Origin of the sequence: Neobacillus niacini (assembly GCF_036961885.1) — a bacterium.
Taxonomy (GTDB): domain Bacteria; phylum Bacillota; class Bacilli; order Bacillales; family Cytobacillaceae; genus Neobacillus; species Neobacillus niacini_H.
This window is the reverse complement of record NZ_JBALNQ010000022.1, coordinates 16,524-33,668: the sequence shown is the minus strand read 5'-3', so window position 1 is coordinate 33,668 and position 17,145 is coordinate 16,524. Positions and strand designations below refer to the sequence as shown.

Below are 17,145 nucleotides of genomic sequence, written 5' to 3'. Positions count from 1 at the left end.
AAAAATAGACATACTCAGTGAAAATTTCCCACACACAATGCCATGGCAAAGCGGCCGGGTGTGTCAGCAACCTTTCACTTCATCGCAGTCAAAGACCAACATTGTCTATTATACATAAATGTATAGGCAAACGCAACTTTTTTTTTATATTTTCTATTGGTTACGTTTAGCACACTTTTATTATTATAGCGACCTGATTATACATAATCAATAGTAAATGTCATTCTCCAGAAATAACCTTTTGAAACGCATTTTTGATTGAATATTCAATGATAAATTTATATAGTAGAAACTCACATTTCTGCACAAAAAAAAGCAGATGGATCGTCACCCATCTGCCTTTTATTTAAATATTACTCAGTGATTGTAGTGATTGAACCTGAACCTACAGTACGTCCGCCTTCACGAATTGAGAACTTAGTTCCTTCTTCGATAGCAACTGGAGCGATAAGCTCAACGATCATTTCGATATGGTCGCCAGGCATAACCATTTCTACGCCTTCTGGAAGATTACAAATACCAGTAATATCAGAAGTACGGAAATAGAACTGTGGACGGTAGTTAGTGAAGAATGGAGTGTGACGTCCACCTTCTTCTTTTGATAAAACGTAAACTTGCGCTTTAAACTTTGTGTGTGGAGTGATTGATTTTGGCTTAGCCAAAACTTGTCCACGCTCGATTTCTTCACGCGCTACACCACGAAGAAGTGCACCGATGTTGTCTCCAGCTTCAGCAAAGTCAAGAAGCTTACGGAACATTTCTACACCTGTTACAGTAGTAGATTTTGGTTCTTCAGTGAAACCTACGATTTCAACTACATCCCCAACTTTAACTACTCCACGCTCAACACGGCCAGTAGCAACTGTTCCACGACCAGTGATTGAGAATACATCCTCAACTGGCATCATGAAAGGTTTGTCAGTGTCACGAGTTGGTGTTGGAATCCACTCATCAACCGCAGTCATAAGTTCGTTGATTTTTTCTTCCCAAGCAGCTTCGCCTTCTAAAGCTTTAAGAGCAGAACCTTTGATAACTGGAGTGTCATCACCTGGGAAGTCGTATTCTGATAATAGATCACGAATTTCCATTTCTACTAATTCAAGAAGTTCTTCATCATCAACCATATCACACTTGTTCATGAATACAACAAGGTAAGGTACGCCTACCTGACGAGAAAGAAGGATGTGCTCACGAGTTTGTGGCATTGGACCATCAGTTGCAGAAACAACTAGGATACCGCCGTCCATTTGAGCTGCACCAGTGATCATGTTTTTAACATAGTCAGCGTGTCCAGGGCAGTCAACGTGTGCATAGTGACGTGAAGCAGTTTCATACTCAACGTGTGAAGTAGAGATTGTGATTCCACGTTCTTTTTCTTCTGGAGCACCATCAATTTGATCGTATCCGCGAGCTTCTGCTCCACCCACTTTAGCAAGAACAGATGTGATAGCAGCAGTTAAAGTTGTTTTACCGTGGTCAACGTGACCAATTGTACCAATATTTACGTGTGGCTTTGAACGGTCGAATTTAGCTTTACCCATTAGGAAAATCCTCCTTTAATATATAAAAGTTAAGTATATTTTATGGAAACTGTAAATTGGTTGTCCCAATTTCACAGTTTCCATGGTTACATAAGTAGTTATACTTTATTAACAGGTGAAAATCAATTATTCACCTTTATTTTTTTTGATAATTTCTTCAGAAACTGATTTTGGAACTTCTTCATAGTGATCAAAGTGCATAGAGAATACTCCACGACCTTGTGTACTTGAACGAAGTGATGTTGCATATCCGAACATTTCTGATAGTGGAACTTGAGCACGAACTACTTGTGCATTACCACGTGCTTCCATACCCTCTACACGACCACGGCGTGCAGTGATTTGACCCATAATGTCTCCTAGATACTCTTCAGGCATTACTACTTCAACCCTCATCATAGGCTCAAGGATTACAGGCTGACACTTAGAAGCAGCATTTTTAAGGGCCATTGAAGCAGCAATCTTAAACGCCATTTCAGAGGAGTCAACATCGTGGTAAGATCCGTCGAATAATCTTGCTTTAATATCAACTAATGGATATCCAGCAAGAACACCACGTTTTAGGGCATCTTCAAGTCCAGCTTGAACTGGAGCGATGTATTCACGAGGAACTACCCCACCAACGATTCCGTTAATGAATTCAAATCCTTTACCTTCATCATTAGGAGAGAATTCAATCCAAACGTGTCCGTATTGACCACGACCACCAGATTGACGCGCGAATTTACCTTCAACTTGTGCAGAAGCACGGAAAGTTTCGCGATATGCAACCTGAGGCGCACCAACATTAGCTTCCACCTTAAACTCACGACGCATACGGTCAACAAGAATATCAAGGTGAAGTTCACCCATACCAGCAATGATAACCTGTCCAGTTTCCACGTCAGTGTGCGCGCGGAAAGTAGGATCTTCTTCTTGAAGTTTTTGTAATGCAGTTGTCATTTTATCTTGGTCAGCTTTTGATTTTGGTTCTACTGAAAGTTGAATTACTGGTTCTGGGAATACCATTGACTCTAGGATAACAAGGTTTTTCTCGTCACATAGAGTATCACCAGTTGTTGTATCTTTCAGACCTACAGCAGCCGCAATGTCACCAGCAAAAACCTTAGAGATTTCTTGACGGCTATTTGCATGCATTTGCAGGATACGTCCAATACGTTCGCGCTTACGCTTAGTAGAGTTTTGGACATATGATCCAGCATCCAATGTACCAGAGTACACACGGAAGAACGTTAATTTACCAACATAAGGGTCTGTCATAACTTTAAATGCTAGAGCAGAAAACGGCTCGTCATCATCAGAATGACGTTCAACTAGTACTTCTTCATCATCTACATCGTGTCCTTTGATTGCAGGAACATCTAATGGTGATGGAAGGTAGTCGATAACCGCATCCAACATAAGTTGAACACCTTTGTTTTTGAATGCTGATCCACAAATAACAGGATAGAATTCAACATTAACAGTACCTTTACGGATGGCAGCCTTCAACTCTTCTTTGGAGATTTCCTCTCCGCCAAGGTATTTTTCCATTAATTCTTCATCTAATTCTGCTACAGCTTCAACTAGTTTTTCACGATATTCATCAGCTTGTGCTTTGTATTCTTCAGGAATTTCACCAACAACGATATCTGTGCCTAAGTCGTTGCTGTAGAATACAGCATTCATTTCTACTAGGTCAATGATACCTGAGAATTGATCTTCAGCACCGATTGGTAACTGAATTGGGTGTGCATTTGCTTGCAAACGATCATGGATTGTTCCTACAGAATACAAGAAGTCTGCACCAATTTTGTCCATTTTATTGACAAACACTACACGTGGTACACCGTAAGTTGTTGCTTGACGCCAAACTGTTTCAGTTTGAGGCTCAACACCAGACTGTGCATCAAGTACAGCTACCGCTCCATCAAGTACACGAAGGGAACGTTCAACTTCAACTGTGAAGTCTACGTGTCCCGGAGTGTCGATGATGTTTACGCGGTGACCTTTCCACGATGCAGTTGTTGCCGCGGAAGTAATAGTGATTCCGCGTTCTTGTTCTTGCTCCATCCAGTCCATCTGAGAAGCACCTTCATGTGTTTCACCGATTTTATGAATCTTACCAGTGTAATAAAGGACACGCTCAGTGGTCGTCGTTTTACCGGCATCGATGTGTGCCATGATACCGATATTACGAGTGTTTGCTAAGGAGAACTCTCTTGCCATGGGTCTTTCTCCTTTCTAGTGTGAAAGTTTTTATGATAAAGGTAATTCTACCAACGATAGTGAGCAAACGCTTTGTTTGCTTCTGCCATTTTGTGTGTATCTTCACGCTTTTTAACAGATGCTCCAGTGTTGTTAGCTGCATCCATAATTTCGTTAGCTAAACGCTCTTCCATCGTTTTTTCTCCGCGAAGACGCGCATAGTTAACTAACCAGCGAAGACCAAGAGTTGTGCGGCGATCTGGACGCACCTCGATTGGTACTTGGTAGTTTGCTCCACCTACACGGCGTGCTTTTACCTCAAGTACTGGCATAATGTTCTTCATTGCTGCATCAAAAATCTCCATTGGTTCTTTACCAGAACGCTCACGGATTGTTTCAAATGCAGAATATAGAATTTCTTGCGATTTACCTCTTTTGCCGTCAACCATCATTTTATTGATTAGACGAGTAACTAACTTTGAATTGTAAAGTGGATCTGGTAACACGTCTCTTTTTGCTACAGGACCTTTACGTGGCATTTAATTTCCTCCTTTCAAACAAGCTTCTATTTATCTGTTTTTTACTTCTTAGCTGCTTTTGGTCTCTTAGTACCATATTTAGAACGACTTTGCATACGGTTGTTAACACCAGCCGTATCAAGAGCACCACGAACGATGTGATAACGTACCCCTGGTAAGTCTTTTACACGTCCTCCACGAATAAGAACAACACTGTGTTCTTGAAGATTGTGTCCGATTCCAGGAATGTATGCTGTCACCTCGATACCGTTTGTCAAGCGTACACGAGCATATTTACGTAACGCTGAGTTCGGTTTCTTTGGAGTCATTGTACCAACACGAGTACATACTCCACGTTTTTGTGGTGAAGATACATTTGTTTGTGATTTCTTGAAGCTGTTGTAACCTTTATTTAGCGCAGGTGATTTTGATTTTTCCTCAACAGATTGACGAGGTTTGCGTACTAATTGGTTAATAGTTGGCATGTAAATTTTCCTCCCTTCATTATTTGTAAGCCCACACATCCAGGTGGTTCATTTTTGTGCAAAAACAAAGTTTTTGCAGATCATCTATCTACAAAAACAGTTTTTAACGGTTAATTGCTACAGTTGAAGCACCAACTTCTATTCCACATGCTTTCCCAAGTTTTTTCATCGAGTCAACATAGACAATAGGGATGTTCATTTCTTGAGCTAGTTTCACTACCGCTGCTGTAACTTTCGCTTCAGCATCACTTGCAATGATCAGCTCATCAGCTGTTCCATCCTTTAGTGCTTTTACTGTTTGTTTCGTTCCTATAAAAATCTTAGTTGCCTGTAGTACTTTTTCATAAGACATTTATCATATCCTCCAAAGTAACAGGTTAATAGGAGCACCTTTGATATATTACCATCTTCTAAAAAAAATGTCAACAACACTTTCGGTTTTTCTTTAAAAGGCGGTACTTGCCTTTAAACAAGTACCGCGCCTAATTTTTAATCAATCGTTACTGTTTCTTCAGAAGTTGTATCTCTTAAAATAGGTTCAGCCTTACGGTAACGTTGCATTCCAGTTCCTGCTGGAACTAGTTTACCAATAATAACATTTTCTTTTAGGCCTAGTAATTCATCGCGTTTGCCTTTAATCGCTGCATCCGTAAGAACTCGAGTTGTTTCTTGGAATGAAGCAGCAGACAAGAATGAATCTGTTTCAAGTGACGCTTTTGTAATACCAAGTAGTACAGGTCGTCCTGTAGCAGGTAATTTTCCTGCTAATAATGCCTTTTCATTCGCATCTGTGAATTGGTGGATATCAAGCAGTGTACCAGGAAGCACATCTGTTTCACCTGCATCACTAACACGAACCTTACGCATCATTTGACGAACCATTACCTCTACGTGTTTATCGCCAATTTCAACACCCTGCATACGGTATACCTTTTGAACCTCACGCAGCAGATACTCTTGTACAGCATTTACATCTTTGACCTTGATTAACTCTTTAGGGTCAATAGAACCTTCCGTTAACTCCTGACCGCGTTCAACCTGGTCATTCACAGCCACTTTTAAGCGCGCTGTATATGGAGCGTTATACGTTCGTGATTCTATATCACCTTGAACCACGATCTCATGCTGGCGGTCACGGCCTTCATTAATTCCAACAACCACACCATCAATTTCAGAAATAACCGCAACACCCTTAGGGTTACGTGCTTCAAAAATTTCTTGAATACGCGGTAAACCTTGAGTGATATCGTCTCCTGCTACCCCGCCTGTATGGAAAGTACGCATGGTTAACTGTGTACCAGGTTCACCGATTGATTGGGCTGCAATAATACCAACTGCTTCCCCAACTTCAACCTCTTGACCTGTTGCCAAGTTACGTCCATAACACTTCTTACATACACCATGACGAGTATTACATGTAAAAGCAGAGCGAATTTTCACTTCTTCGATTCCAGCCCCAACGATTGTTTCTGCTAGGTCCTCAGTGATTAGTCCATTTTCAGGAACTAACACTTCTTTTGTTTCAGGATGCCTGATTGGGTTACGAGCGTAACGGCCAATTAAGCGCTCATCAAGACCTTCGATTACTTCGGTACCGTCTTTTAATGAACGGATTAACAAACCACGGTCGGTTCCACAATCATCTTCACGGACTATTACATCTTGTGCAACGTCAACCAAACGACGTGTTAAGTAACCAGAGTCAGCTGTTTTTAGTGCAGTATCGGCAAGACCTTTACGTGCACCGTGAGTAGAGATAAAGTACTCTAATACGGTCAGACCTTCACGGAAACTTGACTTGATTGGTAACTCGATGATTCGTCCAGCCGGGTTGGCCATCAATCCTCGCATACCAGCAAGCTGTGTAAAGTTTGACGCGTTACCACGGGCACCGGAGTCACTCATCATGAAAATTGGGTTCGTTTTGTTCAACGATTTCATCAATTTTCCTTGAATGGTATCCTTCGCTGCACTCCAAATAGCAATAACACGATCATAACGTTCGTCTTCAGTAATTAATCCACGACGGAACTGCTTCATAACATTATCCACTTTACTTTGGGCATCGTGAAGAATTTCTTGCTTTTCAGGTAAAACCACGATATCAGCAACGCCAACTGTAATACCTGCTTTTGTAGAATATTTAAATCCTAAGTCCTTCATACGGTCAAGCATTTTGGACGTTTCGGTAATTTTAAATCGCTTAAATACTTCAGCAATGATATTACCAAGAATTTTCTTCTTGAATGGATCTACTAATGGCATTTCTTTAATTCTAGCTGTAACATCTTCACCTTTTTCAACAAAATACTTTGCAGGTGTCTCAACCTCTAGGTTATGTCTAGTTGGTTCATTGATATATGGGAATGATTTTGGAAGAATTTCATTAAATATAAGTTTACCTACAGTAGTAATCAGTAACTTATTATTCTGTTCTTCTGTCAATGTTTCATTTCCTAATGAACCTGCATGTACAGCAACACGAGTGTGCAGATGAACATAGCCATTTTGATAAGCGATTAACGCTTCGTTTGTATCTTTAAAAATCATACCCTCTCCAACAACGCCGTCTCTTTCAAGAGTTAAGTAGTAGTTACCTAGTACCATATCCTGAGAAGGTGTAACAACCGGCTTACCATCTTTAGGGTTCAAAATGTTTTGGGCTGCGAGCATCAGTAATCTTGCTTCTGCCTGCGCCTCAGATGAAAGTGGTACGTGAACAGCCATTTGGTCACCATCGAAGTCCGCATTGTACGCTGTACATACGAGCGGGTGAAGGCGAATTGCTCTTCCTTCAACAAGCGTTGGTTCAAATGCCTGAATTCCCAGCCTGTGAAGAGTTGGGGCACGGTTTAATAAAACTGGGTGCTCACGAATAACATCTTCAAGTACATCCCATACATCTGGAGATACTCTTTCGATTTTACGTTTAGCAGATTTAATATTATGAGCTAAACCTTTTTCTACTAGTTCCTTCATTACGAATGGCTTAAATAACTCAAGAGCCATTTCTTTAGGAAGACCACATTGATACATTTTTAAGTTCGGACCAACAACAATAACAGAACGTCCAGAATAGTCTACACGTTTTCCAAGTAAGTTCTGACGGAAACGACCTTGCTTTCCTTTTAACATATGGGAAAGTGATTTTAACGGACGGTTACCTGGACCTGTTACCGGACGGCCTCGACGGCCATTATCAATTAATGCATCTACTGCTTCTTGAAGCATGCGTTTTTCGTTTTGAACGATAATGCTTGGTGCACCAAGATCCAACAAACGCTTTAATCGATTGTTCCGATTGATTACACGGCGATAAAGATCGTTTAAGTCAGATGTAGCAAATCTTCCTCCATCCAACTGTACCATCGGACGAAGTTCTGGTGGAATAACAGGAAGGACATCAAGGATCATCCATGATGGCTCATTACCAGAATTACGGAATGCTTCCAACACCTCAAGACGCTTAATCGCACGTGTACGACGCTGACCTTGAGCTGACTTTAATTCTTCTTTTAACGCGTCAACCTCTTTGTTTAAATCGATATCAGAAAGAAGTTTTTTAATTGCTTCTGCACCCATCGCTGCTTGGAATTTATTCCCATACTTTTCACGATATGCACGATATTCTTTTTCTGATAGTAGTTGTTTCCTATCAAGAGCTGTATCTCCTGATTCAGTTACAACATAGGAAGCAAAATAAATGATTTCCTCTAAAGCCCTCGGTGACATATCTAAAACTAGTCCCATTCGGCTAGGAATGCCTTTAAAATACCAAATATGAGAGACAGGAGCTGCAAGCTCAATATGCCCCATACGTTCACGACGAACCTTTGCACGTGTTACTTCAACACCACATCGGTCACAGACAACACCTTTATAGCGGACACGTTTATATTTTCCACAATGACATTCCCAGTCCTTCGTCGGACCGAAAATTCTTTCACAGAATAAACCATCCTTTTCAGGCTTCAATGTACGATAGTTAATCGTTTCTGGTTTTTTGACTTCTCCAAAAGACCAAGAACGAATTTTATCAGGTGATGCCAAACCAATCTTCATATACTCAAAATTATTAACATCAAGCAAGGGGCCTACCTCCCTTTCTATCTAGAAAATCATTAGCTGAAGCACGCATAGGAGCTTCAGCTAAATCTTATTCCTTTGAACCAACCTTTTCAGATTCAAATGCTCTTGTTTCAGGAACGACGTTTAATGCATCGACTTGCTGTAAGTCATCATCATCTTCCGTATCACGCATTTCAATTTCTTTTTCATCACCTGATAGGATTTTAACATCCATACCCAGACTCTGAAGTTCTTTTATTAATACTTTGAACGATTCAGGAACTCCTGGTTCCGGTACATTTTCACCTTTAACAATCGCTTCATACGTTTTCACACGACCTACAACGTCATCTGATTTTACTGTCAGAATTTCTTGAAGAGTGTATGCGGCACCGTATGCTTCTAGCGCCCAAACCTCCATCTCACCAAAACGCTGTCCGCCAAATTGTGCTTTACCACCAAGCGGCTGCTGGGTTACAAGTGAGTATGGTCCAGTTGAACGAGCATGTAATTTATCATCAACCATGTGGGCAAGTTTAATCATATACATGACACCAACAGAAACACGGTTATCAAATGGTTCACCGGTACGTCCATCATATAGGACCGTTTTTGCATCTCCAGCCATTCCAGCTTCTTCAATCGTTTCCCAAACATCATCTTCCGTTGCACCGTCAAATACAGGTGATGCAACATGGATTCCAAGCGCTCTAGCAGCCATACCTAAATGAAGCTCAAGCACCTGACCGATGTTCATACGTGAAGGAACCCCTAGAGGATTCAACATAATATCAATCGGGGTACCATCTGGTAAATACGGCATATCCTCTTCCGGTAATATCCGAGAGATAACCCCTTTATTACCGTGACGCCCTGCCATTTTATCGCCTTCATGAATTTTACGCTTTTGAACGATATAAACACGTACAAGTTGATTTACACCTGGTGGCAGTTCATCGCCATCTTCGCGGTTAAATACTTTAACATCGAGGACAATACCGCCGCCGCCATGCGGAACTCTTAAGGAAGTATCACGAACTTCACGTGCCTTTTCACCGAAGATTGCATGCAATAGGCGCTCTTCAGCAGTAAGTTCTGTAACACCCTTCGGAGTTACTTTACCAACTAGCAAGTCACCATCTTTTACTTCAGCACCAGTACGGATAATTCCACGCTCATCCAAATTACGAAGGGCATCTTCCCCTACATTTGGAATGTCACGGGTAATTTCTTCTGGTCCAAGCTTTGTATCACGAGATTCTGATTCATATTCTTCAATATGAATAGATGTATAAACATCATCTTTCACAAGGCGTTCGCTCATAATAATCGCATCTTCATAGTTGTAGCCATCCCAGTTAACGAAACCAACTAAAACATTACGTCCTAGAGCTAGTTCCCCTAATTCCATTGACGGACCATCAGCAAGAATTTCACCTTTTGTTACGTGGTCACCCACAGCAACAATTGGGCGTTGATTATAGCATGTTCCTTGATTAGAACGGATGAATTTCAACATTTTATATTTATCAAGGTCACCTTTTACATTTTGACCATCGACTATATTAATTCGACGTACCCAAACTTCACGGGCCTCAACATGTTCAACGATACCCTCATGCTTACAGATAACCGCTGCTCCTGAGTCTTTACCAGAAACATATTCCATTCCAGTTCCAACTCGTGGGGCTTCTGGCTGTAAAAGCGGCACTGCTTGACGTTGCATGTTCGCACCCATTAGCGCACGGTTAGAGTCATCGTTTTCTAGGAACGGAATACATGCTGTTGCCGCAGAAACAACCTGTTTAGGAGATACATCCATATAATCGATACGCTCGCGTTTTACAACAGTGTTTTCACCACGGAAACGAGCAACAACATCTTCATCAATGAATGAACCGTCATCACTAAGACGGGAGTTTGCCTGTGCTACAACATAGTTATCCTCTTCATCTGCTGTTAAGTAATCGATTCGACTTGTAACCTTTCCAGTATCAGGATCAATCCTACGATATGGAGTTTCGATAAAGCCAAAACGGTTTACCTTTGCAAAAGATGATAGTGAGTTAATTAGTCCAATGTTTGGTCCCTCTGGCGTTTCAATTGGACACATACGGCCATAGTGAGAGTAGTGAACGTCTCGAACTTCAAATCCTGCACGTTCACGTGTTAATCCACCAGGTCCTAATGCTGATAAACGTCGCTTATGGGTTAATTCAGCAAGCGGATTCGTTTGATCCATGAATTGCGATAACTGCGAGCTTCCGAAGAACTCTTTAGTTGAAGCAATAACAGGACGAATATTGATTAATTGCTGCGGTGTGATCGTTGCCGTATCTTGAATAGACATTCTCTCACGAACCACACGTTCCATACGAGATAAACCAATACGGAACTGATTTTGAAGCAATTCGCCAACTGAACGGAGACGTCTGTTTCCTAAATGATCGATATCATCCGTGTCGCCAACACCATGCAGTAAGTTAAAGAAATAACTGATAGATGCAATAATATCTGCAGGCGTGATATTCTTAATTGGCTCTGCAACATAGGCATTTCCTAGCACATTGATAACTTTTTCACCATCGTCATTTGGTGCATAGATTTTGATTCCTTGAAGAATAATTTCTTCTTCTACTACACCGCCAACTGGATTAAAGCCTTTGAAATTAATATCCTTTTCAAGTGCAGGTATGATTCGATCGAGATTTCTACGGTCAAGCAGAGTCCCTTTTTCCGCAATAATTTCGCCCGTTTCAGGATCAACAAGTGATTCAGCTAAACGTTGATTGAATAAGCGATTTTTAATGTGAAGTTTTTTGTTTATTTTATATCGACCGACATTTGCAAGGTCATAACGCTTTGGATCAAAGAATCTTGATACCAATAAACTCTTGGCGTTTTCAACGGTTGGAGGCTCACCTGGACGCAGACGCTCGTAGATTTCTAATAGCGCTTTTTCTACTCCCTCAGTGTTGTCCTTTTCAAGAGTATTCCGAATGTACTCATTATCACCGATCAATTCAATGATTTCTTGATCAGATCCGAAACCAAGTGCACGCAAAAGAACCGTAACGGGCAGTTTCCGAGTACGATCTATTCTGACATAGACGACATCTTTGGCGTCTGTTTCATATTCAAGCCAAGCGCCGCGGTTCGGAATTACCGTAGCTGTAAATCCTCTTTTTCCATTTTTATCAAGTTTTCCACTAAAGTATACGCTTGGTGAACGTACTAACTGAGAAACAATAACACGTTCTGCCCCATTGATGACAAACGTACCCGTTTCAGTCATGAGTGGAAAGTCACCCATAAAAACATCTTGATCTTTTACTTCGCCTGTTTCTTTGTTTACAAGACGTACTTTTACACGCAATGGTGCTGAATATGTAACGTCCCGCTCTTTCGATTCCGCAACAGAATACTTTGGTTCGCCAAGGCTGTAATCAATAAAATCAAGTGATAGGTTACCAGTAAAGTCTTCAATTGGTGAAATATCATGAAACATTTCACGCAAACCCTCATCAAGAAACCATTGATAGGAAGAGGTTTGGATTTCAATTAGATTTGGTAATTCTAACACTTCACTGATTCGTGCGTAACTTCTCCGTTGGCGGTGTCGTCCATACTGAACTAGTTGACCTGTCAACTGATTCACCCCTCAAATCAAGCGTTTTTAAAAACATATATTTTGGTCTATGTAAGGATTTTAAAGCATCCTCCATCAGACAAAAAAGAAAAAAGGGTTTTTATCCCTAAAAAACCACATTTTCACATTTTGACTATTATTTTGTCATCATTTCCGTCTGAAACTTGTTTTATACTAATAAAAAAAGTATTTTCAGGAATAATTCGGAAAATATTATGATGGCATTTTATAATGCTAACATATTTGACAATTTCAAGTCAACTATTTTTCAGCCTTTATAATAAAATAACCTTTAGACTTGTCAATAGTCTCTACTGTTGTAAATAGTTCTTTTAATTTCTCTATAGCAGAAGGTGCACCTTGCTTCTTTTGAATCACAACCCAAATCTGACCACCAGAAACTAAATGCATATGACTTTGTTCAAAAATATCATGGACCGTCTTTTTACCTGCCCTGATTGGAGGGTTTGTTAAGATCGCAGCAAATTCTCTATCCTTTACACTTAACAAACGATCACTTTCATAAATATGAACATTGTTAATATGATTTTGCTCAGCGTTTTCTTTCGCTAATTGAATAGCCCGTTCATTTACATCAATCATATGTACGAGACGATTTGGAAAATCCTTAGCAATTGATAACCCAATTGGACCGTAACCACAGCCTACGTCCAAAACATGCCCTTCTACCTCAGGTATTTCAAAAGCTTCTATTAATAATCGCGAACCAAAATCTACTTCCTTTTTCGAAAAAACACCATTATCCGTTTTAAAACGGATCTTTTGATTCCTTAAGGTAAAATCCCAATATTTTGGATTACTTTCAACATTTTGGGTACGAGAATAGTAATGTTCAGACAATTAGCTGTCACCTCCTTGAGGAGTTTTATATTGAGGTACTCGGGGAAATTAAACAGCGAAAAAAAGCCCGCTTATATAGCGAGCTTTTCTATCAGGTTATTACTTAACTTCAACGTTAGCTCCAACTTCAGCAAGCTTAGCTTTAACTTCTTCAGCTTCTTCTTTAGAAACGCCTTCTTTAACAGCCTTAGGTGTGTTGTCAACAAGATCTTTTGCTTCTTTAAGACCAAGACCAGTGATTTCACGTACTGCTTTGATAACTTTGATTTTTTGATCTCCAGCGCTAGCTAGGATTACATCAAATTCAGTTTGCTCTTCAACAGCCGCAACAGCTGCTCCGCCTGCTGCTACTGGTGCAGCTGCAGTTACGCCAAATTCTTCTTCGATTGCTTTTACTAGGTCGTTAAGTTCTAAAACAGTCATGGATTTAACTGCTTCAATGATTTGTTCTTTAGTCATTTTAATTTTCCTCCTTAGTTTTCATTCCGGTATTTTAGTTTGCGTTTTCGATGTCCAGTTCCCGCGCCTAGGAGCTCGGGTCATAAGCCAATCCGTCAAGAAGGCTCGTCTTATGCCGGTCGCTCCTGGGCAAGGCGCGTCCACTTTTCGATCAACTTACGCGCCTTGTTCTTCTTTTTGTTCTGCAACTGCTTTTGTAACAAGAGCAAGGTTGCGGATTGGAGCTTGTAGTACGCTGAGTAGCATAGAAAGCAAGCCTTCGCGTGAAGGTAGTTCTGCAAGTGCTTGAACCTCTTCAACTGTTGCTACATTGCCTTCGATTACACCAGCTTTAATTTCAAGTGCATCATGCTTTTTAGCAAAGTCGTTAAGAATTTTCGCAGGTGCTACAACATCTTCTGCACTGAACGCAATTGCGTTCGGGCCAGTTAATGCTGCGTTTAACTCTGAAAGTTCAGCTGCATCAGCTGCACGGCGAGTCATAGAATTTTTATAAACTTTGAATTCGACACCTGCTTCACGAAGCTGTTTACGAAGTTCAGTTACTTCAGCAACAGTTAGTCCACGGTAGTCAACTACGATTGTTGAAACACTAGCTTTTAACTTAGCTGTGATTTCATCAACAATTTGAATCTTTTGATCGATTACGCTGCTCATCTTTACACCTCCTGTAGAATCTCTACATTTATACCAGGCAAAGTAAAACCTCCATATCAATAGTCAGACATGGAGGTGCATACAATAGCCGAAGATTTCAGCCAATTATCGCATTACCTCGGCAGGAAATTAAGCTATAAATAGCACCTGCTGTCTTCAGTACAAATGTTTTTATTTAAACAACAAAATAGATTATATAAAATATATCTATATTTGTCAATTGGTAAGAAATTACTTAACTGTTACAGATGAAGGATCAACCTTCACGCCAGGTCCCATTGTTGAAGTAACTGTAACGTTCTTCATGTATGTTCCTTTTGCAGCTGCAGGTTTAACTTTTACCATTGTTTCGAATACAGTTTTGAAGTTCTCAACAAGTTTTTCGTTTTCGAAAGAAGATTTTCCGATAGGCACGTGGATATTTCCAGCTTTGTCTACACGGTACTCAACTTTACCTGCTTTAATTTCATTAATTGCTCTAGTTACATCAAATGTTACAGTTCCTGTTTTAGGGTTTGGCATTAAGCCTTTAGGTCCTAATGTACGACCAAGCTTACCAACTTCACCCATCATATCAGGAGTAGCTACGATTACATCAAAATCAAACCAACCTTGTTGGATTTTGTTGATGTATTCTGCATCGCCAACATAATCTGCACCAGCAGCTTCTGCTTCTTTCACTTTTTCACCCTTCGCGAATACTAAAACGCGTTGAGTTTTACCAGTTCCGTTTGGAAGTACAACTGCACCACGGATTTGCTGGTCAGCTTTCTTAGGGTCAACGCCTAAACGGAAAGCCACTTCAAGTGTTGCATCAAATTTTGCATAGTTTGTTTGCTTCGCAAGTTCAATTGCTTCTGCAACTGGGTAAGCTTTAGTGTTATCAACTAGCTTAGCAGCTTCTAAATACTTCTTACCTTTTTTAGCCATTTTAATTTCCTCCTAGATTGTGGTTTTAACGGAATAACCTTTAGCGGAATTACCTCCCACGAATAAAGGTTGCGCAAAGTAACGCAACCCCCTTCATTACAACAAAACAGTTTACATGGATTAGTCTTCGATTACGATTCCCATGCTGCGAGCAGTACCTTCAACCATACGCATTGCTGCTTCAACGCTTGCAGCGTTTAGGTCTGGCATTTTCTGTTCCGCAATCTCGCGTACTGTATCACGCTTAACTGTTGCTACTTTATTACGGTTTGGTTCACCAGAACCAGACTGGATTCCAGCTGCTACTTTTAAAAGAACGGCAGCAGGAGGAGTTTTCGTAATAAATGTAAATGAACGGTCTTCAAAAACCGTGATTTCAACAGGAATGATTAAACCAGCTTGATCAGCTGTACGAGCGTTAAATTCCTTACAGAATCCCATGATATTAACACCGGCTTGACCTAGTGCAGGACCAACTGGTGGTGCAGGGTTTGCTTTCCCAGCAGGGATTTGTAATTTAACAACTTTAATTACTTTTTTAGCCACGAGACACACCTCCTTAAAGTCCGTGATGTGGTAATAGGGCTTTTGCCCTCCCACTCAGGTATCTGTCTTTATATAAAGATAAAGATTTTATTAAAAGTCTAGTCTCACAAGAGACATACTGACCTATGAAATATTACCACTTTTTAAAAATGATTTCAAGTTTTTTTCAAATTACTATTTATTTTCCTTATTTTAAAGCTTTTCAATCTGTGTAAATTCTAGTTCTACCGGGGTGTCACGACCAAACATATTTACAAGAACTTTAAGTTTAGCTTTATCCTTGTCCATCTCTTCAACACTACCTGTAAAGTTTGTAAATGGTCCTTCTTTCACCCGTACCGTTTCGCCAATTTCATAATTTACATCAATCCGTTTTTCCTCAACACCCATACGTTTAAGAATCGTGACGACTTCTTCAGGCAGGAGCGGAGTTGGTTTTGACCCAGCACCGGCAGAGCCGACAAATCCAGTTACCCCTGGTGTATTACGGACTACATACCAAGAATCATCTGTCATTACGATTTCAACAAGCACATACCCAGGAAAAACCTTTCGTTTCACAACTTTCTTTTTACCATTTTTAATCTCGGTTTCTTCTTCTTCTGGTACAATTACCCTAAAAATCTTATCCGTCATACCCATTGATTCAACACGTTTTTCTAGATTCGCTTTAACTTTATTCTCATAACCTGAGTAAGTATGTAAAACATACCAATTCTTTTCCATTCAAGAGGACTAAACGTCCATCCCTCCCCGTACCTTTTATAAAAAACTTTATAAGACAAATGAAAAAACCCGTTAAACGGGCTTCACGTGAAAACTTCTTTATTATTCACCATTATACCATGAAATACCTTTTATTATTCAAGAATAAGACGAATCAATTTAGAAATTCCTAAATCTAAGACACCAAAGAATATTGCAAAAAAGGCAACTGTTGAAAAAACCGTAATGGTATAGCGTGTCAGTTCCTTGCGTTTTGGCCAACTAACTTTTCGCATTTCACGGAAAATATCACTGAAGAATTTCTTTAAACGCTGCATATCTATAACCCTCCAACTATCGGAATAACATTGCCAGTAATAAACTTATTTTGTTTCTCGGTGGATTGTATGGGAGGCGCATGTTTTGCAGTACTTTTTTAATTCTAATCGTTCTGACTGTCCCTGGTTCCCATTGGTAGAATAGTTTCGTGAACCACATTCGGCACATGCCAGAATAATTTTTTTACTCATAATTCGACA

At 40.2% G+C, this 17,145-nt stretch carries 15 protein-coding genes and 1 other annotated feature; all 15 genes read right to left on the bottom strand.

Annotated elements, in window-relative coordinates:
• Window positions 1-353: 353 nt before the first annotated feature.
• Window positions 354-1,541 carry an elongation factor Tu gene (gene tuf, locus V7124_RS10430; protein WP_335415916.1) on the bottom strand — a complete coding sequence of 396 codons (1,188 nt, stop codon included), beginning with the start codon at window positions 1,539-1,541 and terminating at the stop codon, window positions 354-356.
• A gap of 126 nt (window positions 1,542-1,667) precedes the next feature.
• Entirely contained in the window at window positions 1,668-3,749 is a 2,082-nt protein-coding gene (gene fusA / locus V7124_RS10425; RefSeq protein ID WP_335415913.1) for an elongation factor G, read from the bottom strand.
• Window positions 3,750-3,796: 47 nt separating this feature from the next.
• On the bottom strand, window positions 3,797-4,267 hold the full coding sequence (gene rpsG / locus V7124_RS10420; RefSeq protein WP_335415910.1) for a 30S ribosomal protein S7: 471 nt from the start codon (window positions 4,265-4,267) through the stop codon (window positions 3,797-3,799).
• A gap of 41 nt (window positions 4,268-4,308) precedes the next feature.
• Window positions 4,309-4,731, bottom strand: coding sequence for a 30S ribosomal protein S12 (gene rpsL, locus V7124_RS10415; protein WP_335416036.1), 423 nt, complete (start codon window positions 4,729-4,731; stop codon window positions 4,309-4,311).
• 103 nt (window positions 4,732-4,834) lie between these two features.
• Window positions 4,835-5,083 carry a 50S ribosomal protein L7ae-like protein gene (locus V7124_RS10410; protein WP_335415906.1) on the bottom strand — a complete coding sequence of 83 codons (249 nt, stop codon included), beginning with the start codon at window positions 5,081-5,083 and terminating at the stop codon, window positions 4,835-4,837.
• A 137-nt stretch (window positions 5,084-5,220) separates the two neighbouring features.
• Window positions 5,221-8,820 (bottom strand): DNA-directed RNA polymerase subunit beta', encoded by a 3,600-nt coding sequence (gene rpoC, locus V7124_RS10405; RefSeq protein ID WP_335415903.1) that lies wholly within the window; start codon window positions 8,818-8,820, stop codon window positions 5,221-5,223.
• A gap of 67 nt (window positions 8,821-8,887) precedes the next feature.
• Window positions 8,888-12,448, bottom strand: coding sequence for a DNA-directed RNA polymerase subunit beta (gene rpoB, locus V7124_RS10400; protein ID WP_335415900.1), 3,561 nt, complete (start codon window positions 12,446-12,448; stop codon window positions 8,888-8,890).
• A 261-nt stretch (window positions 12,449-12,709) separates the two neighbouring features.
• Window positions 12,710-13,309, bottom strand: coding sequence for a class I SAM-dependent methyltransferase (locus V7124_RS10395; RefSeq protein WP_335488776.1), 600 nt, complete (start codon window positions 13,307-13,309; stop codon window positions 12,710-12,712).
• A 99-nt stretch (window positions 13,310-13,408) separates the two neighbouring features.
• Entirely contained in the window at window positions 13,409-13,768 is a 360-nt protein-coding gene (rplL, locus tag V7124_RS10390) for a 50S ribosomal protein L7/L12 (protein WP_335415895.1), read from the bottom strand.
• Between the two features lie 156 nt (window positions 13,769-13,924).
• Window positions 13,925-14,425, bottom strand: a complete 501-nt coding sequence (rplJ, locus tag V7124_RS10385) for a 50S ribosomal protein L10 (protein WP_335415892.1) — start codon at window positions 14,423-14,425, stop codon at window positions 13,925-13,927.
• A gap of 33 nt (window positions 14,426-14,458) precedes the next feature.
• Window positions 14,459-14,603, bottom strand: a sequence feature (ribosomal protein L10 leader region).
• Between the two features lie 53 nt (window positions 14,604-14,656).
• Entirely contained in the window at window positions 14,657-15,355 is a 699-nt protein-coding gene (rplA, locus tag V7124_RS10380; protein WP_335415889.1) for a 50S ribosomal protein L1, read from the bottom strand.
• A 120-nt stretch (window positions 15,356-15,475) separates the two neighbouring features.
• Entirely contained in the window at window positions 15,476-15,901 is a 426-nt protein-coding gene (rplK, locus tag V7124_RS10375; protein WP_007085303.1) for a 50S ribosomal protein L11, read from the bottom strand.
• A 192-nt stretch (window positions 15,902-16,093) separates the two neighbouring features.
• Complete coding sequence (nusG, locus tag V7124_RS10370; RefSeq protein WP_335415884.1) at window positions 16,094-16,627, bottom strand: transcription termination/antitermination protein NusG; 534 nt, start codon at window positions 16,625-16,627, stop codon at window positions 16,094-16,096.
• Window positions 16,628-16,761: 134 nt separating this feature from the next.
• The gene (gene secE / locus V7124_RS10365; protein WP_335415880.1) at window positions 16,762-16,944 is read right to left on the bottom strand and encodes a preprotein translocase subunit SecE; all 183 of its coding nucleotides are present in this window, start codon (window positions 16,942-16,944) and stop codon (window positions 16,762-16,764) included.
• A 45-nt stretch (window positions 16,945-16,989) separates the two neighbouring features.
• Window positions 16,990-17,136 (bottom strand): 50S ribosomal protein L33, encoded by a 147-nt coding sequence (gene rpmG, locus V7124_RS10360; RefSeq protein WP_335415877.1) that lies wholly within the window; start codon window positions 17,134-17,136, stop codon window positions 16,990-16,992.
• Between the last annotated feature and the right edge of the window lie 9 nt (window positions 17,137-17,145).